This window comes from Novosphingobium sp. 1529 (assembly GCF_040544855.1).
Lineage (GTDB): Bacteria > Pseudomonadota > Alphaproteobacteria > Sphingomonadales > Sphingomonadaceae > Novosphingobium > Novosphingobium capsulatum.
This window is the reverse complement of the sequence record NZ_JBEPKW010000006.1, coordinates 98647-120280: the sequence shown is the minus strand read 5'-3', so window position 1 is coordinate 120280 and position 21634 is coordinate 98647. Positions and strand designations below refer to the sequence as shown.

The window sequence follows — 21634 nt, the reverse complement described above, 5'->3', positions numbered from 1 at the left end:
GATCTGCTCCGGTTGCTGGGCCGCCCCGTTGTTGGCCCGCCGCGCATTGCCGTTTTGCGCCGGTTGGTCTAGGGGCCGTGGCAAACCCCAAGTTCCCACCATCAGCCGCAAGAAGCAGATCCATGGCAGGCCATTCCAAATTCAAGAACATCATGCATCGCAAGGGCGCGCAGGACAAGAAGCGCTCGGCCATGTTCTCCAAGCTCTCCCGCGAAATCACCGTCGCGGCCAAGATGGGCATGCCCGATCCGGACATGAACCCGCGCCTGCGCGCCGCGATCAACGCCGCCAAGGCGCAGTCGATGCCCAAGGACAACATCCAGCGCGCCATCGACAAGGCGAGCAAGGGCGACGGCGAGAACTATGAAGAAGTGCGCTACGAAGGCTATGGCCCGGGCGGCGTGGCGATCATCGTCGAGGCGCTGACCGACAACCGCAACCGCACCGCCACCAACGTGCGCACCGCCTTTGCCAAGAACGGCGGCAACCTGGGCGCTTCGGGCGCGGTCAGCCATGGCTTTGAACGCCTGGGCCTGATCGAATACCCCGCCAGCGTGGGTGACGAGGAAAAGGTGCTGGAAGCGGCGATCGAAGCCGGCGCCGACGACGTGGAATCGGACGACGATACGCATCAGATCTGGACCGCGATCGACAACCTCCACCCCGTCAGCCGCGAGCTGGAAAAGGCGCTGGGCGAAGCCGAAGCGGTGAAGCTGGCGTGGAAGCCCAGCCTCAAGACCACGGTTTCGGCCGATGATGCCGCCACCCTGCTCAAGCTGATCGACGTGCTGGACGACGACGACGACGTGCAGACCGTGTGGGGCAACTATGAAATCCCCGACGACGTGATGGAAAAGCTGGGCTGATCAGGCCCGTGGCGGTGCGCGCTGGCGATCGATCCTCCCCCTCGCAGAGGGGGAGGTGGCGGCCGTCAAGCCGTCGGAGGGGGCTTCCCCTCCACCACGCGCTGCGCGCGCGGTCCCCCTCCCCCGCGATGCGGGAGAGTATCTTGCAGTCATGATCATCCTGGGCATCGATCCCGGCCTCACCTGCACCGGCTGGGGCGTGGTGGCCAAGTCTGGCAGCCGGCTTAGCCACGTTGCCAACGGCCAGATCCGCACCGATGCCAAGGCCACCATGGCGCAGCGCCTGGTGGAACTGGATGCGGCGCTGACCGACGTCATCCTGGTCCACCGGCCCGACGAAGGCGCGGTGGAAGAAGTCTTCGTCAACGTGAACCCGCAATCCACGCTCAAACTGGGCCAGGCCCGTGGCGTTGCCATGCTCAGCCTGGCGCGATCGGGCATGCATGTGGCGGAATACCCCACCAAGGTGATCAAGAAAGCGCTGGTCGGCACCGGCGGCGCCGAAAAGCAGCAGATCCAGCACATGCTCAAGATCCTGCTGCCCGGCGTGAAGCTGGCCGGCGAAGATGCCTCTGACGCGCTGGCCGTGGCGATCACCCATGCCAACATGCTCGGCAGCCACCGCTGATCCCGAACGGGCACGGGAACGCCAGCCCTCGCGCGGCGTAGCGTTCTTCATGAACATCGCCGCCACCGACGAAGCCTGGATGGCCCGCGCCATCGCCCTTGCCATCCGCGAAAAGGGTGATGACCCGGCCAATACGCCGATTGCCGCCCTGGTCGTGCGCGATGGCAGCCTGGTCGCCGGCGCGGTCAACCGCACGGTGGAACGGTGCGACGCCACCGCCCATGCCGAAGTGGAAGCGCTGCGCGCGGCCGGCCAGGCGGTGGGCGACATGAAAATCGACGGCGCCACGCTCTATACCACGCTGCAGCCCTGCGGCATGTGCACGATGGCGGCGATCTGGGCCGGGGTGACCCGCATCGTCTATGGCGCCGGACGCAACCAGGTGCACGAGATGTATTTCGAGGACCGCCACCTTTCGACGGTCGATTACATCCGCGATGCCTTCAAGGACGACCTCGCGCTTGAAGGGGGCGTGGCCGCGCATGATTGTGCCAAGCTCTATTACGGCCCCGACGATGCCGTGCCCGAGGATCAACAGGCCAATACCTGAACCCCGGTTGCGCGCGGGAAAGTTCCCTGTCATAGGGAACAAACCATGATCGCCAAATTGACCGGCATGCTTGACGACACCGGCCCGGACTGGGCGATCATCGACGTGAACGGCGTCGGTTATCTGGTGCAATGTTCCGCCAAGACGCTCACGCACCTGGGTGTGCGCGGCGACAAGGTGGTGGTGCACACCGAAATGCAGGTGAGCGAAACCGACCAGCGCCTGATCGGCTTTGCCAGCGCGGGCGAACGCGCGTGGTTCCGCCTGCTTACCGCCGTCCAGGGGGTGGGATCGAAAGTGGCCCTGGCCATTCTCTCGGCCCTGTCGGTGGAGGAATTGCAGCGCGCCTGCGCCGGTGGCGATGCCGCCATGGTCGCACGCGCCAACGGGGTGGGGCCAAAGCTCGCCAGCCGCATCGTCAACGAACTCAAGGACAAGGCCGGGGGCCTCGCCGGCATGACCGGCGGCCTGGGCGTAGCGGCAGAGGCAGATGTTGCGCTGCCGGCCGGCTCGGCCAGCGCCGACGCGATTTCGGCCTTGCAGAACCTGGGCTTCAAGCCCGCCGTGGCCGCCAGCGCCGTGGCCTTTGCGATCAAGGACCTGGGCGAAGACGCCCGCCTCAACGACCTGGTGCGCGTGGCGCTCAAACGGGCGACGGGGTGATGGCCGTTACGGCGGGAAAGGCGGCATGCTGGACCCCGGATCAAGTCCGGGGTGACGGGGATTTTGAAGTCAAACGTTGCCTGCAGAACGGTCGTCACCCTGAACTTGTTTCAGGGTCCAGGGTGAGGCTTGCCCTGCCCCGACGGCGGAAAACCGAGGTCGATAGCAAGATCGCGCCAATCCGGATTGGCCGCATGGACCAGATTGAGCTTCCAGTCACGGCGCCAGTTCTTGAGTTGCTTTTCGCGGACGATCGCCTGCTCCATATCGGCGAAGATCTCGAAGTGGACCAGGCGGTAGACACCATAGCGCGCGGTGAAACCGCCGGTGATGCCTTCGCGGTGCTGCCACAACCGCTGCATCAAGGCCGACGTGACCCCGATGTACAAGGTGCCACGCACCCCGCTCGCGAGAATGTACACGCATGGTTGCCGTTCCCGTCGCATATCCCATCGTGGCCACGGGCAGATCAGTGGACAATGACCGTTGCTGCCGAATTGGCCGAAAGCCCTGATCCCGCATGACCGAAAACCCGCTCCTTTCCGCCCAGGCCCAGGCCGAAGACCTCGACGCTGCATTGCGGCCCAAGACGCTGGCCGAGTTCGTTGGCCAGGAGTCCGCGCGCGAAAATCTCAAGATCTTCATCGAGAGCGCCAAGCAGCGGCGCGAGGCGATGGACCATGTGCTGTTCTTTGGCCCGCCGGGCCTGGGCAAGACCACGCTGGCGCAGATCATCGCCCGCGAGCTGGGGGTGAATTTCCGCGCCACCTCTGGCCCGGTGATTGCCAAGTCGGGCGATCTGGCGGCGCTGCTGACCAACCTCGAATCGGGCGATGTGCTGTTCATCGACGAAATCCACCGCCTCAATCCGGTGGTCGAGGAAGTGCTCTATCCCGCGATGGAAGACCGCGCGCTGGATCTGATCATCGGCGAAGGGCCTTCGGCACGCTCGGTGCGGATCGATCTGCCGCCGTTCACCCTGATCGGTGCGACCACGCGGCAGGGCCTGTTGCAGACCCCGCTGCGCGATCGTTTCGGCATTCCGGTGCGCCTGCAGTTCTATACCGTGGCCGAACTCGAACGCGTGGTGACGCGCGGCGCCACGCTGATGGGTGTGGGCATCGATAGCGAAGGCGCGCGCGAGATTGCCAAGCGCGCGCGGGGCACGCCGCGCGTGGCCGGGCGCCTGCTGCGCCGGGTGCGCGATTTTGCCCAGGTGATGGGCGATGGCACGATCACCCGTACCCTGGCCGACCAGGCGCTGACCCGGCTTGAAGTCGATGCGCTGGGGCTCGATCTGCAGGATCGGCGCTATCTCATGATGATCGCCGATATCTACAAGGGCGGCCCGGTGGGGGTGGAAACGCTGGCCGCCGGCCTTTCGGAACCGCGCGACACGATCGAGGAAGTGATCGAGCCCTATCTGATCCAGCTGGGCCTGGTGGCGCGCACCGCGCGCGGGCGCTGCCTTAACGATCGGGCCTGGCAGCACCTGGGAATCACCCCCCCGACCGCGCAGATGCCGGGCGGCCTGCCCGGCACCCTGCCCGGCCTGTTTGCCCCCGACAGCGGCGAATAGGCGGATTTGCCTGTCGGAATCGGCAACACCCGGGCCGGCAAAAGTTCCAGATTGGGACAGAGTTAACACACCGGCGCGAAAAGTGACGAAATATGGCCCGCTGCCGTGCCGATTTCAGGTTAACGCGATGGACGCTGACGCTATGATCTGCGTTGTTCATCTGCGGGAAAGGCCGGCAGCCACCTGTTAAGTGGTTTCTGCTAGGCCGGCCCCGGGATTTAGCGAGAGCAACGATCATGTCGGTTAGGATGGCATTGGCAAAACTGGCGGCCTGCGCGGCAGGCGGCGCAGTTCTGGGCGGGGGCGCGGTGCACGTGTCCGAAGCGCCATCGACCGGCGAGATTCACCACACCAAGCCGATCAAGATCAAGCAGGCCAAGCCCCGCCGCGTGGTGCGCCGCGCGCCGCCGCACGTGGTGCACCGCCAGCGCAAGATCGTCACCACGGCCACCACCAAGGTGTGCGATCCGCCGCAGCAATATGCCATGGCGCCGGTGCCCTACATGGCGCCCCTGCCGCCCCAGGCGCAGGGCGGCGGCGGTGGCGGCGTTCCGGTGGTGATCGGCGGCGGACCGGTGGGCGGCTTTGGCGGCGGGTTCTTCGGCGGCTTCTTTGGCGGCAGCGGCGGTGGCGGTGGCAACGTGGTGGTATCCTCCACCAGCACTGGCTCCACCTCTACCTCGGGCGGCTCAAGCTCGACCTCCGGCGGATCGACCTCGACCTCGGGTGGCTCGACCTCCACGTCGAGCGGCAACGTCTCCACCTCCAGTGGCAATGTCTCGACCTCGTCGGGCAGCGTATCGACGTCCTCGGGCAGCGTTTCCACCTCGAGCGGGAACGTGAGCACCTCGTCCGGCAATGTCTCGACCTCTTCCGGCAACGTCAGCACCTCGTCCGGCAACGTGTCGACCAGTTCCTCGACCTCGACCTCGTCGGGCAATGTCAGCACGTCGTCCTCGACGAGCAGCAGCACCTCCTCGTCGACGTCGTCCTCCACCTCCTCGTCGACCTCCAGCTCGACGAGTTCCTCCAGCTCCACCAGTTCGTCCAGCTCCACCTCGTCTTCGTCCAGCGGATCGACGAGCAGCGGGACGACCACTGGCGGCACCGACGTGCCCGAACCATCGATGGTTCTGCTGTTCGGCGCCGCAGCCGCCGCGCTGGTTGCACGCCAGCGCTGGGGCCGGAGCCGCAAGCCGGCTTGAAACCACGGTCAAGCCCGGTTCTGTCGGGCTCCACGGAAGGGGCGGTCTTCGGGGGGAGGCCGCCCCTTTTTCGTGGGCTTAATGGCCCCTCCACCACCGCTTCGCGGTGGTCCCCCTCCCCATCAAAGATGGGGAGGATCTTGGTTATCCTCCCTGCCGCAGGCGGGGAGGGGGACCGCCGGCATAGCCGGTGGTGGAGGGGCATTTTCGCCCCCGCACCAACGAAAAAGGGCGGCCCCGGTGGGAGCCGCCCTTCTAGCATTCCGGCGTGATGCCGGCGGCGATCAGGCCGCCAGCTTGCGCAGCACGTAGTGCAGGATGCCGCCGTTCTTGAAGTATTCCAGCTCGTTGGCGGTATCGATGCGGCACAGCGCATCGAACGTGAACGTGCTGCCATCGGGGCGCGTGACCTTGACGGTCACGGTCTGGCGCGGCTGGAGATCGGCGACGCCTTCGATGGTGAAGGCATCGTCGCCGGTCAGGCCCAGGCTCTGACGGGTCTGGCCATCGAGGAACTGCAGCGGCAGCACGCCCATGCCGACGAGGTTCGAGCGGTGGATACGCTCGAAGCTTTCGACGATCACGGCGCGCACGCCGAGCAGGTTGGTGCCTTTGGCCGCCCAGTCACGCGAGGAGCCGGTGCCGTATTCCTTGCCGGCGATGACCACCATCGGCGTGCCATCGGCCTTGTACTTCTGCGCCACGTCATAGACCGCACCCACTTCGTCGCCATAGCGCGAGAAGCCGCCTTCGGTGCCGGGGACCATTTCGTTCTTGATGCGGATGTTGGCAAAGGTGCCGCGCATCATCACTTCGTGGTGGCCACGGCGCGCGCCATAGGAGTTGAAGTCAGCCTTGGCGACCTGGTGATCCTGCAGCCACTTGCCCGCCGGGCTATCGGCCTTGATCGAGCCGGCCGGCGAGATGTGGTCGGTGGTGATCGAATCGCCCAGGATCAGCAGCGGCTTGGCGCCGACGATGTCGGACACCGGGGCCGGCGTCATGGTCATGCCTTCGAAGTACGGCGGGTTGGCGACATAGGTCGACCCGGCGCGCCACGAGTAGGTTTCCGAACCCGTCACGTTGATCGCCTGCCAGTGCTTGTCGCCCTTGTAGACGTCGGCATAGCGCGCCTGGAACATCGCGCGGTTCATCGCGCCCGACATGACCGAGTGAACCTCGGCGTTGGTCGGCCAGATGTCCTTGAGATAGACGGCGGCGCCGTCCTTGCTCGTGCCGATCGGGGTGGTGGTGAAGTCTTCGACCACCGTGCCCTTGAGCGCATAGGCGACAACCAGCGGCGGCGAGGCCAGGAAGTTGGCGCGCACGTCGGGGCTGACGCGGCCTTCGAAGTTGCGGTTGCCCGAGATCACCGAGGCGGCGACGATGCCGTTCTCGTTGATCGCCTTGCTGATCGGCTCGGCCAGCGGGCCGGAGTTGCCGATGCAGGTGGTGCAGCCGTAACCGACCAGGTTGAAGCCGATGTTGTCGAGGTGCGACTGGAGACCGGCCTTGATCAGGTAGTCGGTCACCACCTGCGAGCCCGGTGCCAGCGAGGTCTTGACCCAGGGCTTGGGCTTGAGGCCCAGCTCGTCGGCCTTCTTGGCAACCAGGCCGGCCGCGATCAGCACGCCGGGGTTCGACGTGTTGGTGCAGCTGGTGATGGCGGCGATCACCACGTCACCGTCGCCGATGTCATGGTCCTTGCCTTCGACGGCCACGCGCGACTGGGTCTTCTTGTAGACGTCGCCCAGATCCTGGTTGAACACGTCGTCCACCTGCGGCAGCTCGACCTTGTCCTGCGGGCGCTTGGGGCCGGCGAGCGAAGGCACGACGGTCGACAGGTCGAGTTCGAGCGTGGAGGTGAACACCGGCTCGACCGAAGGATCGATCCAGAAGCCCTGCTCCTTGGCATAGGCTTCGACCAGCGCGATCTGGTCTTCATCGCGGCCGGTCAGGCGCATGTAGTCCAGCGTCTTTTCATCGATGCCGAAGAAGCCGCAGGTGGCGCCATATTCCGGCGCCATGTTGGCCAGCGTGGCGCGATCGGCCAGCGTGAGGCCAGCCAGGCCCGGGCCGAAGTATTCGACGAAGCGGCCGACCACGCCATGCTTGCGCAGCATGTTGGTGGCGGTCAGCACGAGGTCGGTGGCGGTCACGCCTTCCTGCAGCTGGCCGGTGAACTTGAAGCCCACCACTTCGGGGATGAGCATCGAGACCGGCTGGCCGAGCATGGCCGCTTCGGCTTCGATGCCGCCCACGCCCCAACCCAGCACGCCCAGGCCATTGACCATGGTGGTGTGGCTGTCGGTGCCGACGCAGGTGTCGGGATAGGCCACCAGGTTGCCGTCCTGATCTTCGCTGGTCCACACCGTCTGGGCGATGTGCTCCAGGTTGACCTGGTGGCAGATGCCGGTGCCCGGGGGCACGGCGTGGAAGTTGGAGAGCGACTTGGAACCCCACTTGAGGAAGTCGTAGCGCTCGCCATTGCGATAGTATTCGATCTCGACGTTCTGTTCGAACGCCTTGGGGTGGCCGAATTCATCGACCATGACCGAGTGATCGATCACCAGGTGCACGGGCACCAGCGGGTTGATCTTGCTGGTGTCACCGCCAAGCTTGGCGATGGCGTCGCGCATCGCGGCCAGATCGACCACGCAGGGCACGCCGGTGAAATCCTGCAGCAGCACGCGCGCCGGGCGGTACTGGATTTCCGCGCTGCTCGACGGGTTGTGCTGCCAATCGACCAGAGCCTTGACGTCATCGGCCGAAACCGTGAAGCCGCCGTCTTCGAAGCGGAGAAGGTTTTCCAGCAGCACCTTCATCGAGAAGGGCAACCGCGAGACATCGCCGAACTTTTCGGCGGCCTTCTTGAGGGAGTAGTAGGCGACGTTCTTGCCGCCGACGGTAAGCGTGCTGCGCGTGCCGAGCGAGTCCTGTCCGACCTGGGTCATGGCTAAGCGAAATCCTCCTGCCGTTTGCGAGGGACCGCGGGCGCGAAGGCCGCTACCTGTTCCGGGGGCAAAGCCCATGTCCGGGGGCAACGAAAGCCAGCGGGCCTCTCGTGAACGGCGCCGCGATGCGCTGTCAGGACCGACTCGTCAAGGGCGGGAAATGGCTAAATTTGCGGGATTTGCCTTATTGCGACGCAATAGCAGAAGTATTGTCTCGCGTGGGGTGCAGTTCGTCGATTTGGGGCGGGTGTGAGGTTGGAGCGGCAACCGCAAGCGGATTTGCTTGCGGTTGCATAGGATTTGGTGATCCGACTTTGAGCCGTCCAGCCCTGCTTGGACGCATTCACCGTTTAATGCGCTTCAACCCTGCAACCACCTAACCGATCTTGGGGTAGCTAAATGGTTCACGAGCAATTCGGCTTAACTCGGAAACACCAAGCAATCCCATTCTTCGCTCCTCAATAGCTTCATTACGAACTTTCCTATAGACACCAAGAAAGTGCAAAATCTTGGAGTTGATTTTAGAATCCACATTTTTCCAAATTTGTTCGTCATTGCAGAACCAGTAATGCTTCCCCCAACCTTCGATCATCCCATCAAGCCGCTTAAGTGTGCCAAGCAGAGTATGTGGACGCATGTTGCGTTCTCCATCTTTCATCAAATTAAGTGACTTCCGTCCTTCTTCAAAAATTTCGTCGATAGATGCTAGAAATTTCATTTGGGCTTTCTGTGTCGGACGCACGGCCCCAGGACAGAAATTGATGCCTAGAAAATCAAAACCAGCACTGACCGATACTGCCTGAGATGATGTTTTATCAGGAGATAGCTTCATCCCAAGCTCACCAAGCAGAGCATCCGCCTTCCGCAATCGTGCGTTCGCAGCTTTAGCATTTGGCGCTAGTATTATGATATCATCTATGTAACGAATGCAACGGCAATCCCCAGCATTCATTTCCCGGTCAAACTCAGCAAGTACGATATTACCGAGAAGTGGGGAAAGCGAATTACCTTGCGCAACGCCGATTTCTTCGATCGGCCAATCTGCTCCATGCTTGCGAAGTTGATCAAGATTTTCAAGTTCAACGCGTATCGCTGCCGAAAAAAAGGCGGTGAACTCAGCATCACCCGTCGCATCAGCGATGATTTCTGTAACCGCTGCCTTGGAGATTTTTGTGAAAAATGACTGAATATCGCCACACGCAACGAAGCGCGCACCCTGCGCTATGGCATCTAGAACCGCTTTCACTGCAGCAGGCACCGCCGACATGCGTTCAGCGCGGGGTACTTTTTCGCCGGTCGTTGTCTTCTTCGGCTTTTCCGACCTAATGCCGCCAAAGCTGAATTCGGTTTTCACAGACGGCTTAAGAGCCGGAATCTCCACTAGCACGTTCAGGATAGCCCGCTGAACAATGCGGCTTTCTACGGAGGCAAGTACTATGGGCCGGACTTTACCAGTCTTTTTGCCTTTCGTATCCAGCTTATGGATAGGAACGCCTTTTGCAGGCGGAAACTTGAACGTGCCGGACGATAATCGGCGTTGAAGAGAGCGAAGATTCCCGGCTGCGTTTTCCTGATATTTTGCTATATCAGCGCGTACCTCATCAGATTTAGACGAGCGCCCGTTCTCTTGGATAGTGCGCCACGCACTTTCCAAATTTCTCGAAGTTCGTACTTTTTGTAACAGCTTTTGTTTCACGTCTTTGGGGTTCTGTCAGTGCGCCCAACCCGCCCGACGGGAAGTGCTGACCTCCGCGACGGAGCCTTTCGGTCCTTGCCGCGCAATCGAGGTTTCGACTTTCGCCTCCGCCTCGCCGTAGATGCGTCCCTCGGTCCCGACGGTTAGACCGCCTGCCGGGAAACCCACTAGAGCCAGTCCGATCAAGAGAAGCGGGCCGAAACCGCGCCGCCCAAGAGCGGTCAATGCCGAGTTGGCACGTTTTTGCATGTGATTGGCACGTTGGGAACCTCCTCCCGAAGGCTAACCTTTTTGGGTCGCCCGTAAAGCAAATTCCGCGCGCGCCGCCCGCTCGCCTCCCCGCCAAAATAATGCCACTAGCCGCCTGACAGTCACCCCGAATGGTAAAGGTTACGGCTACTGATACTTTCGCGGGCAGGTGAGTGCTGACCTCCGCGACGGAGCCTTTCGGTCCTTGCCGCGCAATCGAGGTTTCGACTTTCGCCTCCGCCTCGCCGTAGATGCGTCCCTCGGTCCCGACGGTTAGACCGCCTGCCGCGAAACCCACTAGAGCCAACAAGAACAATCTAGCAACATCAGAATAAGCTGGTCAAGTCGAATCGCGGACGGAGATGCATTGGAATTCCCGGGAGATATATTCCATTGCACCTCGGCTCGATATCCTCGGCCGAGGCAGGCAAATGAAGCGCGTTACCAGATCCGCTTCACGGCGAAGCCGTCAAACAGCGCCTCGTTTGATACCAGCGTCATGTCCTCGACCTGGGCCTGGGCGATCAGGAGGCGGTCGAACGGGTCTTTGTGGGGGATGTTCATTTCCCCGGCGAGCTGGGCGTGGCAAACGCTGATCGCCAGTTCGGCAAAGCCCTGGCCGGCAACAATCGCCGCGAAATCCTGCGCCAGCAGGGCTGCACCGAGCAGCTTGCCGATGCGGAACTTGGTGGCCACTTCCATGGCGGAGGCGGCGCTGACGGCGATGGTATTGGCCTCGTCGGCAATGGCTTCCTGGGCGCGGCGGCTCAGTGCCTCGTCACCGGCCAGCCACCAGATCAGCGCATAGGTATCGAGCAGCAGCCTCAAGCGAGGTTCCACCCGCCGAGTTCATCGTCCGGCAAAGGCTCGTCAAACCGCGCATCCAGGGCGATCTGCCCCTTGAATGCGCCGAAGACGCGACAGCCGCGCGGCTCGACCGGCACCAAGCGCACCACCGGCACATTGCCGCGGGCAATCACCACGTCACCACCGGCGAGCGCCTGGGCGATGAGGCGAGACAGGTTGGTCTTGGCATCGTGAACCGAGAACTGCGCCATTGGCGATCTCCTTAGCCACAAATATGGCTAAGTGCGCCTGCCCGGCAAGGGCCGCTCTTTCCGAACTGCCGCCGTGTCAGCGCAGCAAGTACCCTACATCGGCTCGGGATGCGGATCGCCGCGCCGCGCCGCCAGGATGCAGCCGGCCACGATCAGCGTAACGCCGGCGACCGTGCCACGCGTCACCGGTTCGCCAAAGGCGACATAGCCGGTGATCGCGGCCCAGATGAACGCGGTGTATTCCAATGGGACCAGCACTTGTGCCTGGGCGCGGGCATAGGCCCAGGCCATCAACAGCATGGCGATCACCGACATGATCGCGCCGGCCACCACCAAGCCCCAGGCGAGCGGGGTGGGCCATGTCGTCCATGCCAGGGCGATGGGCGAAAGGGACGTGGCGGTCACCAGGCTTTGGTAAAAGGCGACTTCGACCGGGCTGGCCACTTGCGCCTGGCGGCGCTGGAGCACCAACGTCGTCGCATAGAGCACGGCAGAGGCCAGAATTTCGACCAGGCCGCGCCAGGCGCCCGGCCCGGGAGCCGCGCCCAGCTGATCCCTGGCGATGACAGCCACGCCCACCAGCGCCAGCAACGAGCCCATCACCGCGCGGTGGCTGACGCGTTCGCCCAGGGTCAGCGCGGCCAGATAGAGTGCGATCAGCGGCGCCAGGAATGACAGCGCCATGCCCTGCGCCAGCGGCATGCGCACCACGCCATCGAAGAACAGCACCCCCATGCCCGCCGTGACCACACCGCGCAGCACGTGAAGCCGCAAGATAGCCGGGGGCGGCAAACGCCCTTTCCGGTGCAGCAGCGTTTCCCGCAGCCAGAACGGTGCCACGACCACGGCGCTGGCCGTGCTGCGCCAGAACACCGCAACAAAAGCCCCCAGCATGAGCGAGGCGCCTTTCATGGCGCCGTCCATCACGCTGAAAAAAACAAGGCCGATCAACGTGGCGATGATCGGCAGGAGCGGGCGCGGCGTATGCATGGGCGGCGCATAGCCGAGTGCCGGCAGATTGGCTATCATCGCGCCAATGCGGTTGGCGGAAACGATGAACCGTGTTTATCGTTTGGAAGGAAAAGCAGCCATGTGCATGCCTGATTCAGCTTGGCGAAAGCCTCGCTGCTTGATTGGCGGTGGGGCATGGGGCAGTAGATGAACCGTGCACCACGTGCGTGCAACCGAATGGCAACAGGGAATTTCGAACCGATGACCCCCCGCAAGACCTGGCCGCAGCGCCGCAACCGTGCGCGTCTTTTCGGCGCGACGACGCTGGCCATGGCGCCCCTGGTTGCCACGTCGCTGGTTGTTACGCCCCTGCTGGCCACGCCGGCCCTTGCCCGCACGCAGGACAGCAAGGGCCCGGTGGACCTGACCGCGGAGGCGCAGCAGCCGGCGCCCCCACCGGCCAAGGCACCGCCCGCCAAGCTGCCCCCGGCCCCCGCTGCCAGCCCGGCCGTCCCGCCCGCGCCCGGCGCGGCCGTGGCCTTGCCCGCGCCGCCCCCTGCCCTGCCCGAGGTGGAAGCGCCGCCGCCAGTGGCGGTGTGGACGCTGCAGGATGCCAAGGACCTGCTTTCGGCCATTCGCGGCATCGGCAGCGAAGGCCTGTTTGCCCGCGATTACCAGCCTGCTGCGCTCGCCGCCGCGATCACCAAGGGGGAAGGCGACGATCTCAACCAGCTGGCCAGCAAGCTGTTCGTGTGGCTGGCCGAAGACCTGCGCGACGGGCGCACGCCGATGACCGCACGCGAGCAGTGGTTTGCGGTGGACCCCGACCAGGACCTGCACCCCAATTCGGCGCTGCTGGCCCAGGCCACCGAAACGCATGACGTGAAGGGCACGCTGCGCGCGCTGCTGCCCACGCACCCCGATTACGCCCTGCTGCGGCAGCTGTTGCAGACCACCAAGGAGCCGGCCAAGCTGGCCCTGGTGCGCGCCAACATGGACCGCTGGCGCTGGCTGGCCCATGACCTGGGCCTGCAATACCTGATGATCAACGTTCCCGAGCAGATGCTGCGGCTGACGGTGAACAACCAGATCATCACCACCTATCGCGCCATCGTGGGCAAGCCCGGCAGGACCGCGACGCCGCAGCTGGCGGAAATGGTGGAGAACGTGGTGTTCAACCCCACCTGGACGGTGCCGCAGTCGATCGTGAAGGGCGAAGGCCTGGGCGCCGATCTGCTGGCCCACCCGGCCAAGGCCAAGCGCATGAACTATGCCGTCAAGCAGCTATCTGACGGCACGATCCAGGTGGTGCAGCAGCCGGGCGAGAACAATTCGCTGGGCCGCGTCAAGCTCGACATGCCCAACGAGTTTGCCATCTATATCCACGACACGCCCAACCGGAACCTGTTCGCCCAGGAAAACCGCGCGCTGTCGCACGGCTGCATCCGCGCCGAGCGCGCCACCGAGCTGGCCATGACCATGGCGATCCTGGGCGCCGACCTGCCCAAGGAAACCGCGGTGGAATACAACCTGTCGGGCAAGTACACCAAGGTGCCGATGACCAAGCCGTTCCCGGTCTACATCACCTATTTCACCGTGGCGCGCGATGTGAACGGCGTGATGCGCAGCTTCAAGGACATCTATGGCCGCGATCCAGCCGTGCTCGCCAGCTTTGCCCAGCCGCGCCAGCTGCACACCACGCAGCGCAAGAGCAACGAAGCCGTGATCAAGCTGGACAACCCGCTCTAGGGTGTGCGGGTATTCAGGCCATGGCGGGCTGCGAACGGCCGCTTTTCGCGCTTCCGGTGCTCACGTACCAAAAGTACGCTGCGCTCCGGGTCGCGAAAATCAGCCATTCTCGCTCCACCCTGACCTGAATCCCCACACACCCTAAGCACTGAGCGGGCCAGACGGTACAAAACAAAACGGCGGCGAATCATTGCTGATTCGCCGCCGTTTTGCGTGTGTGAGGTGCGCTGGGATCAGCGGCGGTTGCTGGCAAAGCGGATAGTAGGCGCCATGCCGGGCTGGTTGGGCACCGGATTGGCCAGCACGATGCACACGCCGCCCTTGGCCTTGACCGAGCCGCACAGCGAGCGCGCCGGGCTGGCGCTGGCAAAGCCGGCGGCCTGGGTGCGCCAGAACTGCTTGCCGTTGACGACTGCGGCGGTAATCACCGGGCGATAGCCCTTGAGCGCGGGATTGATCGCCAGGTAATGGCGCCAGGCGCGGTGCGCGCCTTCCTGCGTGGAAAAGGCGCCCAGCTGCACCAGGTGGGTGCCAGCCGGCACGGCCGGCGTGCGCGCGGCGAGCGTGGCCACGCGGGCCTGGGCCGCCTTGGCCATCAGGGCAGGCGCACGATCGGCGCGATCGGCCGGGCGCAGCTTGCCGGTGATGACCGGGGCAGCAGCGTGGGCGGTGCCGGGACGCGGGGCAATGGCCCAGGCCGGCACGTTGGCGCTGGCAACGGCCGAGGGAGCGCCCGACGCGGACGACGGCGGCATATCGATCGCGGCGAGCTTTTCCGCCGTGGGCGCGGCGCTGGCATCGGCGACCTGGGGCTGGGCCGCGCCATTGTCGACCGCCGGCAGTTCCTGCGCGGCAAAGCTGGCGAGCACGGGAGCCTGTGTCGCGGCGGGCGGGCTGGCCGGCGTGGTGCCGATCGCCGCCTGTGCCGTGGCGGCCTGGGCGGCTTGCGCCACGGCCTGTCCGGCACCGGCAGCGGGGAAATTGGCCAGCGCCAGCGCGGTGGGCTGGCCTTCGTCTTCGATCTGGCCGGGCACGCCGAGCACGCCGGCCACGCGCAGGCGCATGTTGCCCGGATCGTTGAGCTGGGCCCACTGCGCCATGCGTGCGGTGAGCTGGTCGGCGGGCACGTCCTGGGCGGCCATGTCACGCGCCTCGCGCCAGTGGCCGGCCATGGCCATGGCATAGGCCAGGTTCTGGCGGGTCTTGGGCGTATCATCGCCGCCGCGCACCGCGCCGGTCAGCACCTCCACCGCCTGATCGGCATGGCCGGCCAGCGCCAGGGCCAGGCCGTAATCGGCCACTGGAATCTGCTGGCGGTGGGTGCCCAGCGTATCGACCGCGACATCGGGATGGCCCAGCGCAATGTCGGTCAGTGCCAGGCTGAGCGCGACCTTGCCATCATCCTGGCCCAGTTCCATCGCATCGTCATAGGCCTGGCGCGCCGCCACGAAGCGGCCAGCGCGCAGATAGGCGCTGCCCAGCAGCATGCGATAGCCCGGGTTGCGCGGATCGGCCAGCACCGCCTGCTCGGCCAGGGCCACGGCCTTGACCGCTTCCCCCCCGGTCAGCGCCGATTGCGCGCGTGCGGCGGACTGCCCCGGATGGACCGAGCCCTGGGCACAGCCGGCGACCAGGCCGGCGGCAAGGGCCGTGGTGGCGAGCGAGAGGATCATGCGATGGGACATCATGGGCGTTTCCCGCAAAAGGATCAGCGCGGCCGCCGCAACGGGGCGGCGCGCGTGGAGGGCAAGGGTTCGGATTGAGGCAACTGGGCCAGCACGTCTTCAAGGCCGGGCGTGGCATCGACCAGGCGATCAAGCGCCTCGATCAACAGCGCCTGGGCACTGCGCCGCTCGGCCGTGCAGCAGGCGCGCAGCAGGGCATGGCGGCGCGGATCGAGCCGCAGCGTGAAGGCGACCTTCTTGCCGGGCAATTGTTCCACATCGAGCGCGGCGCGGCGGTTGGCCGCCACCTTGCGGTCAAGCACCGCCGAAAGCTGTGCGATCTGGCGCAGCACTTCGGGGCGGCTGTCATCCTCGCCGGCCTCTTCCAGGGCGATGACTTCGGCCAATGGCAGCGCGGTGGCGAGCGGCTCAGCGTCAGGCACGACGACCGCTTCCGGTTCGATGCCGGCCCAATCGAGCGAGACATGGCTGCGCATCGCCGGACGTGCGGCGCCCTTGCGCGCCAGCAGCGATCCGGTGAGCGAGGCAAATGGCTTGGTTTCAGGCGTGCCCATGGTTGCGTCTCCCTCGCTCACGAGCCGGCCACGCGGCGCCCGAAGGTGCCGACCGGACGCGGCGCAGCGCCGCCCAGCGCGCGCACCGGGGCCATGCCGGGCTGGCTCTGCTGCGGCACGGCAAACACGGTGCGGCGGAAATTCTTTTCCAGGCGCTCGGAGATATAGCTCCACAGCTGCGCCACTTCGGCGGCAGAGCGGCCGGTGGGATCAACTTCCATCACGGTGCGCCCGTCGATCATCGAGGCAGCAAAATCGGTGCGATGGTGCAGGGTGATCGGCGCGACGGTGCCATGCTGCGAGAGCGCGACGATCGCCTCGGCCGTAATGCGCGCCTTGGGCGTGGCGCCGTTGACGGCAAAGATCAACGGCTTGCCCGCGCGCTCGCACAGGTCGACCGTGGCGCCCACGGCGCGCAGATCGTGTGGCGAAGGGCGCGTGGGCACGACGATGAGTTCAGACAGCGCGATCACCGACTGGATCGCCATGGTGATCGCCGGCGGGGTATCGATCACGGCCAGCTTGAAACCCTGCTGGCGCAAGACCTGGAGATCCTGGGCCAAGCGACCCACGGTGGTCTGGGCAAAGGCGGGAAAATCAGCCTCCCGCTCGTTCCACCAATCGGCCAGACTGCCCTGGGGATCGATATCGATCAGCACGACCGGCCCGGCACCGGCGCGTTGCGCCTGCACGGCGAGGTGGCCGGACAAGGTGGTCTTGCCCGATCCCCCCTTTTGCGAAGCCAAGGCCAGTACGCGCAATGTGTCCCCCTGAGGCTGGCGTGCGATCAGGCCCTAGGGATTCGCAGATTGCGCTGAAATTTTGGTTAACACCCCCGGTGTTTCCGGGGCCTGGGGCAGCGCCCGGCCATGGTGTTGGCAAAATACCACGCAAGCGCGCGCGGGCGCATCGAGGCGATGACGGCGGGGGAAAACTTGTTTACCATTTTCCCCGCAAGAGGCCTGAGGGAAACCCCGCAGACGACCTGCCCTGGCAAGAGATTCGCGTTCAACATGATCACGCCGCGCCCCAAGACCGCATCGCTTCGCGCCATGGCCACGCTGGCTGCCGTGGCCGCCCTGTTTCCCACGCTGGCCCAGGCCGATGTGCGCGACGGAGTAAACGCCTGGTCGCGCGGGGATTATGCCGGGGCGGTGCGGCAGTGGCAGGGGCCGGCCGCCAAGGGCGATGCCGATGCGCAGTTCAACATGGGCCAGGCGGCCAAGCTGGGCCGCGGCATGCCCAAGGACATGGCCAAGGCCGAAGACTGGTTCCACAAGGCCGCGCGCCAAGGCCATGCCCGCGCCGCCGACAACTATGGCATCCTGCTGTTCCAGACCGGCCGGCAGAGCGAAGCGCTGCCCTGGCTCACCGCCTCGGCCGATCGCGGCGAGCCGCGCGCGATGTATGTGCTGGGCGTGGCGGCGTTCAACGGCGATTTCCAGCCCAAGGACTGGGTGCGCGCCTATGCCCTGATGACGCGGGCGGCGGCCGTGGGCCTGCCCCAGGCGATCGAAAGCCTCAAGACGATGAACCAGGTGATCCCGCTGGAACAGCGCCAGATGGGCGCATCGCTGGCGAGTGACCTGGAAACCCGCACCAGCGACCAACGCTCGCGCGAATTGGCCGCCGCCGAACTGGGCGTTAGCGCGCCCACGGCAACGGCCGCCACTGCCACGCCGCTGCCCGCCCGCGCCGCGCCCGCCGCGCTGACCCCGGTTGACCTGCCGCCAGCGCAGACCGGCGATGGCACCATGACGACGGCGCCCGGCCGCGTCATGGCCGGCGCCAGCTATGCAAATCCGGTGGAAGTGCCGCGCGCGGCGGTTGCCGCCCCCCCTGCGCCCCGGCCCAAGCCGGCGGCAGTGGTCACGCCGCCCAAGCCGGCACCAAAGCCGGCTGGCGCGCCACGGCCCACCGTTGCCGCCACCGGCGCCTGGCGCATCCAGCTGGGAGCCTTTTCGCAAAAGAGCAATGCCGATGGCCTGTGGGCGCGCGTGCGTGGCCGGGCCGAACTGGCCGGGCACCCGCGCATCGACCTGGCCGAGGGCAAGATCACGCGGGTTCTGGCGGGGGGCTTTGCCAGCCAGGCCGAAGCCGCGCATGCCTGCGCCGCGCTGAAAGGCGCGGGCGTGGATTGCATCACGTTGAAGCCCTGACGGTTTGATCTTTCCGGCAGGCCGCGCGCGGTGCATGGGCGCGGCATGACCACGCCTGATCCAGCCCCCCTGGCGCCCCTACCCCGCATCGCCGCACTGGATTTCCTGCGCGGCTGCGCCGTGCTGGGCATTCTGGCGATCAACATTACCGGGTTTTGGGGGCCGCAACTCGCCAGCCTCAGCCCTGCGCTACCCCGGCTGGATGGACCAGGGCTAACTTGGTTCGTGATCAGCTACCTGCTGTTCGATGGCAAGATGCGCGGCCTGTTCACTCTGCTGTTCGGGGCGAGCATGGTGCTGTTTGCGCAAAGCGTGGAGCGGCGCGGGTTGTCGCCCGATACCATGCAGGTGCGCCGCCTGCTGTGGCTGCTGGTGTTTGGCTATCTGCACTATGCCCTGCTGTGGTGGGGCGATATCCTGTTTGCCTATGCGCTGTGCGGCATGCTGGCGCTGGCGCTGCGGCGGCTCGATCCGCTGCCGCTGCTGGCGATCGGCGTGCCGGTGCTGGTCCTGGCCCATGCGTTTGATGCGCTGGCCGCCCTGCCCGCGATTGCCGGGGAACAGCGCGTGCTGGCCGGGATCGGCACCCCAGCAGACCGCGCCGCCGTGGCCGATATCGCCGCGCGCGTGGCGCAATCGCTGGCGGCCGACGCGCGCGTGCTCCATGCCGGCTGGATCGAGAGCGTGGGCTTGCGCACCCTGGTAACGCCAGCCTTCCCGCTGACCGCCACGCTCAACACTTTCAGCGAGACCTTTCCGCTGATGCTGATCGGCATGGCCTTGTTCAAAAGCGGCTTTTTCACCGCGCGCTGGCCGCGTGCAGCGATGCTGGGCCTGGCCCTTGGCGGCGTGGTGCTGGGCGGCGCGGCCAGCGTGGCGCTGGCGCTGTGGGCCGATCGCAGCGGCTGGCCGGCGCAGCTGACCTTTGCCGTGACCACCGACATGGCCGCCCTGCCCCGGCTGGCGATGACGCTGGGCTATGCCGCGGCGCTGCTGCTGGCCTGGCCGGCGCTGGCGCGACGGGCGCCTGGCCGGGCGCTGGCGGCGGCGGGGCGCTGCGCCTTTACCAATTACCTCGGCACCAGCCTGATCATGAGCGCGCTGTTCTGCGGCTGGGGCGCGGGGCTAGGTTGGGGCAATGCCCATGCCGTGCCGCGCGGCAGCCTGCCGCTGTTCGTGATCCTGGGCTGGGCGATCATGCTGGCCTGGCCGCAAGCCTGGCTGGCCCGCTTTGGCCAAGGGCCGCTGGAGCGGCTGTGGCGGCGGCTGACCTTTGCCGGCGTTACACCGCCTGCGGATGGCGCGGGGTAAGGATCAGCACGCCTTCTTCCACCCGCCAGCCTTTGAGGCGGTTGAGGAAATTCATGCCCAGCACGTTGAGGCCGCCGGTCGTCTCGCTGACGATCACGTCCATGTCGCGCGCGACGATCGAGCCGAACTTGAGGGTTTCCACCCGCGCCGTCTGTGCCTCAACATCGCCGTTGGCAGTGTGCATCACCACCGGCAGGCGCAGGGGATCGGCCGTAATGCCCGCCTCGCTGGCGCCTTCGGCCGACAGCGTGGTGATCGTGGCGCCGGTATCGACCATGAAGCGGGTGCGCGTGCCGTTGACGTTCGCCTCGATCCAATAGTGCCCGTCAGCCGCCAGCGGCACGCGCACTTCGCCGCCGGAAACCTGCGCCTCGGGCAGGCCGATGCTGGGCATGAAATGGGCGAACGAGGGATCGAGGTGAACGAAGCGCAGGCATGCCACGGCAAACACGCCCAGCAGCACGAGATTGCCGAAAAAGCGCATGAGCCGCGCCAGGCCGCCGCCGCCCAGCCCCGCCAGGGTGACCAGCACCATCGCCACCAGCGCTGCGGCAAGCAGCGGCGGCGGGCTGATAAGCCAGGGCGGCAGGGCGCCAAGCATGTGGCCGGGATCGATCATCACCCGCCTTTTGCCACGGCCAACCTTGCCCCAAGCTGAAAACGCATGCGCGCGGCCGCCGTGCCGTAACGCTTGGGAAACCACGGTGATTTACGATAGAACCAAGGCTTGTCCCTGGGCGGGACAGGCAGCCCGGCGCGCTGGCCTTGATCGGCGTGAACGCTATTATCCGGGGTGAAAGGAAAATCTGGCATGGCTGGCAAGCCGGCATGGTGGCGCAAGGCGCTGTGGCCGAACGGAAAAGACGGGTTGAAGACGAGGCAAGGCCGCCAGGCCGCGTGGCGCCGCCTGGCGGTGCTGGGCGCGGGCGCCTGTGCCACCGGCCTTGCCATGCTCCTGGTGTTTCACGTGGGCCAGGATCTGGCCCGCAGCCTGGCTGGCGGGGATGACGATGCGCCCCAGGCGCTGCCAACCGCGCTGGCCGAGGCGGCCCCTGCCCCGGCCGCGCAAGCCGCTATCCCGCCGGCAGCGGCGGCGCCCGCCGCGCAGACCCCGGCGGCCGACACGCCCTTCGTGGTCAAGTCCGTGCTCAAGATCGATGGGCCGATCCGCTTTGGCCAGTTCTATTGGGATGAAAGCCAAAGCCAGGCCGGCCCGGTGGTGATCACCGTGGACCTGACCGCGCGCGTGCTTTCCGTGTTCCGCGATGGGCACGAGATCGGCGCCACCGCGATCCTCAAGGGCTATGGCGACAAGCCGACCCCGCTCGGCGTGTTTCCGATCACCCAGAAGGACGCAACGCACGTGTCCAACCTCTATGACGCGCCGATGCCCTGGATGCTGCGCCTGACCAACGATGGCGTCTCGATCCACGGATCAAAGGTGGAAAAGGGCTATGCCACCAACGGCTGCGTGGGCGTGCCCGACGAATTCGCCAAGCGCCTGTTCAAGGTGGCGAGCCTGGGCGACAAGGTGATCATCACCGACGGCAAGCGCCTGGGCCTGGGCGGGTCGATCAATCCTGGGGCGTAGGCGCGGTGGGTTCGGTTGCGGACGTTTTCGCGCTAAGCACAACCATAGCAGCTGGACCCCGGATCAAGTCCGGAGTGACGAAAAAATATAGATGGAGTAAAAACTTATCGTCACCCCGGACTTGATCCGGGGTCCAGCTTGATAACGCGCGCTATGACTCTCGTCACCGCGCAACGGCAACTTTCC

At 65.7% G+C, this 21634-nt stretch carries 20 protein-coding genes; 10 read left to right on the top strand and 10 right to left on the bottom strand.

All coding sequences use genetic code 11. The features are described 5' to 3' along the window. Positions 1–122: 122 nt before the first annotated feature. The 4 genes from ABIC78_RS13500 (at position 123) to ruvA (ending at position 2707) form a co-directional block, all read left to right on the top strand. Entirely contained in the window at positions 123–866 is a 744-nt protein-coding gene (locus ABIC78_RS13500; protein ID WP_022675855.1) for a YebC/PmpR family DNA-binding transcriptional regulator, read from the top strand. A gap of 151 nt (positions 867–1017) precedes the next feature. After that, positions 1018–1494, top strand: a complete 477-nt coding sequence (gene ruvC / locus ABIC78_RS13495) for a crossover junction endodeoxyribonuclease RuvC (protein ID WP_062787601.1) — start codon at positions 1018–1020, stop codon at positions 1492–1494. 49 nt (positions 1495–1543) lie between these two features. Then, entirely contained in the window at positions 1544–2044 is a 501-nt protein-coding gene (locus ABIC78_RS13490; RefSeq protein WP_354490346.1) for a nucleoside deaminase, read from the top strand. Between the two features lie 45 nt (positions 2045–2089). Beyond that, positions 2090–2707, top strand: coding sequence for a Holliday junction branch migration protein RuvA (gene ruvA, locus ABIC78_RS13485; protein WP_062787604.1), 618 nt, complete (start codon positions 2090–2092; stop codon positions 2705–2707). A 110-nt stretch (positions 2708–2817) separates the two neighbouring features. On the opposite strand, the gene ABIC78_RS13480 is transcribed toward ruvA, so the two are convergent. Further along, positions 2818–3153: a GIY-YIG nuclease family protein gene (locus tag ABIC78_RS13480; RefSeq protein ID WP_107716998.1), complete on the bottom strand. Its 336-nt coding sequence runs from the start codon at positions 3151–3153 to the stop codon at positions 2818–2820. Between the two features lie 74 nt (positions 3154–3227). On the opposite strand from ABIC78_RS13480, the gene ruvB reads away from it, so the two are divergent. Beyond that, positions 3228–4286: a Holliday junction branch migration DNA helicase RuvB gene (ruvB, locus tag ABIC78_RS13475; protein ID WP_107716999.1), complete on the top strand. Its 1059-nt coding sequence runs from the start codon at positions 3228–3230 to the stop codon at positions 4284–4286. Between the two features lie 236 nt (positions 4287–4522). Next, positions 4523–5491, top strand: a complete 969-nt coding sequence (locus tag ABIC78_RS13470; RefSeq protein WP_148291674.1) for a PEP-CTERM sorting domain-containing protein — start codon at positions 4523–4525, stop codon at positions 5489–5491. A gap of 284 nt (positions 5492–5775) precedes the next feature. On the opposite strand, the gene acnA is transcribed toward ABIC78_RS13470, so the two are convergent. The 5 genes from acnA to ABIC78_RS13445 all read right to left on the bottom strand — a co-directional run bounded on the left by acnA (position 5776) and on the right by ABIC78_RS13445 (position 12438). Continuing rightward, entirely contained in the window at positions 5776–8445 is a 2670-nt protein-coding gene (gene acnA / locus ABIC78_RS13465; RefSeq protein WP_022675863.1) for an aconitate hydratase AcnA, read from the bottom strand. 376 nt (positions 8446–8821) lie between these two features. Further along, the gene (locus tag ABIC78_RS13460; RefSeq protein ID WP_354490216.1) at positions 8822–10141 is read right to left on the bottom strand and encodes a reverse transcriptase domain-containing protein; all 1320 of its coding nucleotides are present in this window, start codon (positions 10139–10141) and stop codon (positions 8822–8824) included. A gap of 690 nt (positions 10142–10831) precedes the next feature. After that, positions 10832–11218, bottom strand: a complete 387-nt coding sequence (locus ABIC78_RS13455; RefSeq protein ID WP_354490214.1) for a type II toxin-antitoxin system VapC family toxin — start codon at positions 11216–11218, stop codon at positions 10832–10834. Further along, positions 11215–11448 carry a type II toxin-antitoxin system Phd/YefM family antitoxin gene (locus ABIC78_RS13450; protein ID WP_354490212.1) on the bottom strand — a complete coding sequence of 78 codons (234 nt, stop codon included), beginning with the start codon at positions 11446–11448 and terminating at the stop codon, positions 11215–11217. The genes ABIC78_RS13455 and ABIC78_RS13450 overlap by 4 nt, the downstream gene beginning before the upstream one ends. Before the next feature lie 93 nt (positions 11449–11541). Next, a complete protein-coding gene (locus ABIC78_RS13445) occupies positions 11542–12438 on the bottom strand; it encodes a DMT family transporter (RefSeq protein WP_028657750.1) in 897 nt (298 codons plus the stop codon). Between the two features lie 222 nt (positions 12439–12660). Between ABIC78_RS13445 and ABIC78_RS13440 the strand changes: the two genes are divergently transcribed. Continuing rightward, positions 12661–14148, top strand: coding sequence for a L,D-transpeptidase family protein (locus tag ABIC78_RS13440; protein ID WP_354490210.1), 1488 nt, complete (start codon positions 12661–12663; stop codon positions 14146–14148). Between the two features lie 233 nt (positions 14149–14381). On the opposite strand, the gene ABIC78_RS13435 is transcribed toward ABIC78_RS13440, so the two are convergent. The 3 genes from ABIC78_RS13435 to ABIC78_RS13425 are packed head-to-tail and all read right to left on the bottom strand — an operon-like array spanning position 14382 to position 17148. After that, the gene (locus ABIC78_RS13435; protein ID WP_354490208.1) at positions 14382–15836 is read right to left on the bottom strand and encodes a tetratricopeptide repeat protein; all 1455 of its coding nucleotides are present in this window, start codon (positions 15834–15836) and stop codon (positions 14382–14384) included. A gap of 20 nt (positions 15837–15856) precedes the next feature. Continuing rightward, the gene (locus ABIC78_RS13430; protein ID WP_168352491.1) at positions 15857–16387 is read right to left on the bottom strand and encodes a hypothetical protein; all 531 of its coding nucleotides are present in this window, start codon (positions 16385–16387) and stop codon (positions 15857–15859) included. 17 nt (positions 16388–16404) lie between these two features. Further along, positions 16405–17148 carry an AAA family ATPase gene (locus ABIC78_RS13425; protein ID WP_062787618.1) on the bottom strand — a complete coding sequence of 248 codons (744 nt, stop codon included), beginning with the start codon at positions 17146–17148 and terminating at the stop codon, positions 16405–16407. Between the two features lie 252 nt (positions 17149–17400). Between ABIC78_RS13425 and ABIC78_RS13420 the strand changes: the two genes are divergently transcribed. Next, positions 17401–18546, top strand: a complete 1146-nt coding sequence (locus tag ABIC78_RS13420) for an SPOR domain-containing protein (protein ID WP_354490206.1) — start codon at positions 17401–17403, stop codon at positions 18544–18546. 45 nt (positions 18547–18591) lie between these two features. After that, positions 18592–19857, top strand: a complete 1266-nt coding sequence (locus ABIC78_RS13415) for a DUF418 domain-containing protein (RefSeq protein WP_354490204.1) — start codon at positions 18592–18594, stop codon at positions 19855–19857. Here the strand turns inward: ABIC78_RS13415 and ABIC78_RS13410 are convergent. Further along, a complete protein-coding gene (locus tag ABIC78_RS13410; RefSeq protein WP_354490202.1) occupies positions 19829–20476 on the bottom strand; it encodes a retropepsin-like aspartic protease family protein in 648 nt (215 codons plus the stop codon). The genes ABIC78_RS13415 and ABIC78_RS13410 overlap by 29 nt on opposite strands. Positions 20477–20668: 192 nt before the next feature. Here ABIC78_RS13410 and ABIC78_RS13405 point away from each other — a divergent pair, with 192 nt between their 5' ends. Continuing rightward, positions 20669–21448 (top strand): L,D-transpeptidase family protein, encoded by a 780-nt coding sequence (locus ABIC78_RS13405; RefSeq protein WP_354490200.1) that lies wholly within the window; start codon positions 20669–20671, stop codon positions 21446–21448. The last annotated feature ends 186 nt before the right edge of the window (positions 21449–21634 follow it).

Excerpts from the sequence above, each read along its gene's own strand:
- ABIC78_RS13500 (WP_022675855.1), top strand. The coding sequence starts at position 123 with ATGGCAGGCCATTCCAAATTCAAGAACATCATGCATCGCAAGGGCGCG.
- ruvC (WP_062787601.1), top strand. The coding sequence starts at position 1,018 with ATGATCATCCTGGGCATCGATCCCGGCCTCACCTGCACCGGCTGGGGC.
- ABIC78_RS13490 (WP_354490346.1), top strand. The coding sequence starts at position 1,544 with ATGAACATCGCCGCCACCGACGAAGCCTGGATGGCCCGCGCCATCGCC.
- ruvA (WP_062787604.1), top strand. The coding sequence starts at position 2,090 with ATGATCGCCAAATTGACCGGCATGCTTGACGACACCGGCCCGGACTGG.
- ABIC78_RS13480 (WP_107716998.1), bottom strand. The coding sequence starts at position 3,153 with ATGCGACGGGAACGGCAACCATGCGTGTACATTCTCGCGAGCGGGGTG.
- ruvB (WP_107716999.1), top strand. The coding sequence starts at position 3,228 with ATGACCGAAAACCCGCTCCTTTCCGCCCAGGCCCAGGCCGAAGACCTC.
- ABIC78_RS13470 (WP_148291674.1), top strand. The coding sequence starts at position 4,523 with ATGTCGGTTAGGATGGCATTGGCAAAACTGGCGGCCTGCGCGGCAGGC.
- acnA (WP_022675863.1), bottom strand. The coding sequence starts at position 8,445 with ATGACCCAGGTCGGACAGGACTCGCTCGGCACGCGCAGCACGCTTACC.
- ABIC78_RS13450 (WP_354490212.1), bottom strand. The coding sequence starts at position 11,448 with ATGGCGCAGTTCTCGGTTCACGATGCCAAGACCAACCTGTCTCGCCTC.
- ABIC78_RS13445 (WP_028657750.1), bottom strand. The coding sequence starts at position 12,438 with ATGCATACGCCGCGCCCGCTCCTGCCGATCATCGCCACGTTGATCGGC.
- ABIC78_RS13440 (WP_354490210.1), top strand. The coding sequence starts at position 12,661 with ATGACCCCCCGCAAGACCTGGCCGCAGCGCCGCAACCGTGCGCGTCTT.
- ABIC78_RS13435 (WP_354490208.1), bottom strand. The coding sequence starts at position 15,836 with ATGATGTCCCATCGCATGATCCTCTCGCTCGCCACCACGGCCCTTGCC.
- ABIC78_RS13430 (WP_168352491.1), bottom strand. The coding sequence starts at position 16,387 with ATGGGCACGCCTGAAACCAAGCCATTTGCCTCGCTCACCGGATCGCTG.
- ABIC78_RS13420 (WP_354490206.1), top strand. The coding sequence starts at position 17,401 with ATGATCACGCCGCGCCCCAAGACCGCATCGCTTCGCGCCATGGCCACG.
- ABIC78_RS13415 (WP_354490204.1), top strand. The coding sequence starts at position 18,592 with ATGACCACGCCTGATCCAGCCCCCCTGGCGCCCCTACCCCGCATCGCC.
- ABIC78_RS13410 (WP_354490202.1), bottom strand. The coding sequence starts at position 20,476 with ATGATCGATCCCGGCCACATGCTTGGCGCCCTGCCGCCCTGGCTTATC.
- ABIC78_RS13405 (WP_354490200.1), top strand. The coding sequence starts at position 20,669 with ATGGCTGGCAAGCCGGCATGGTGGCGCAAGGCGCTGTGGCCGAACGGA.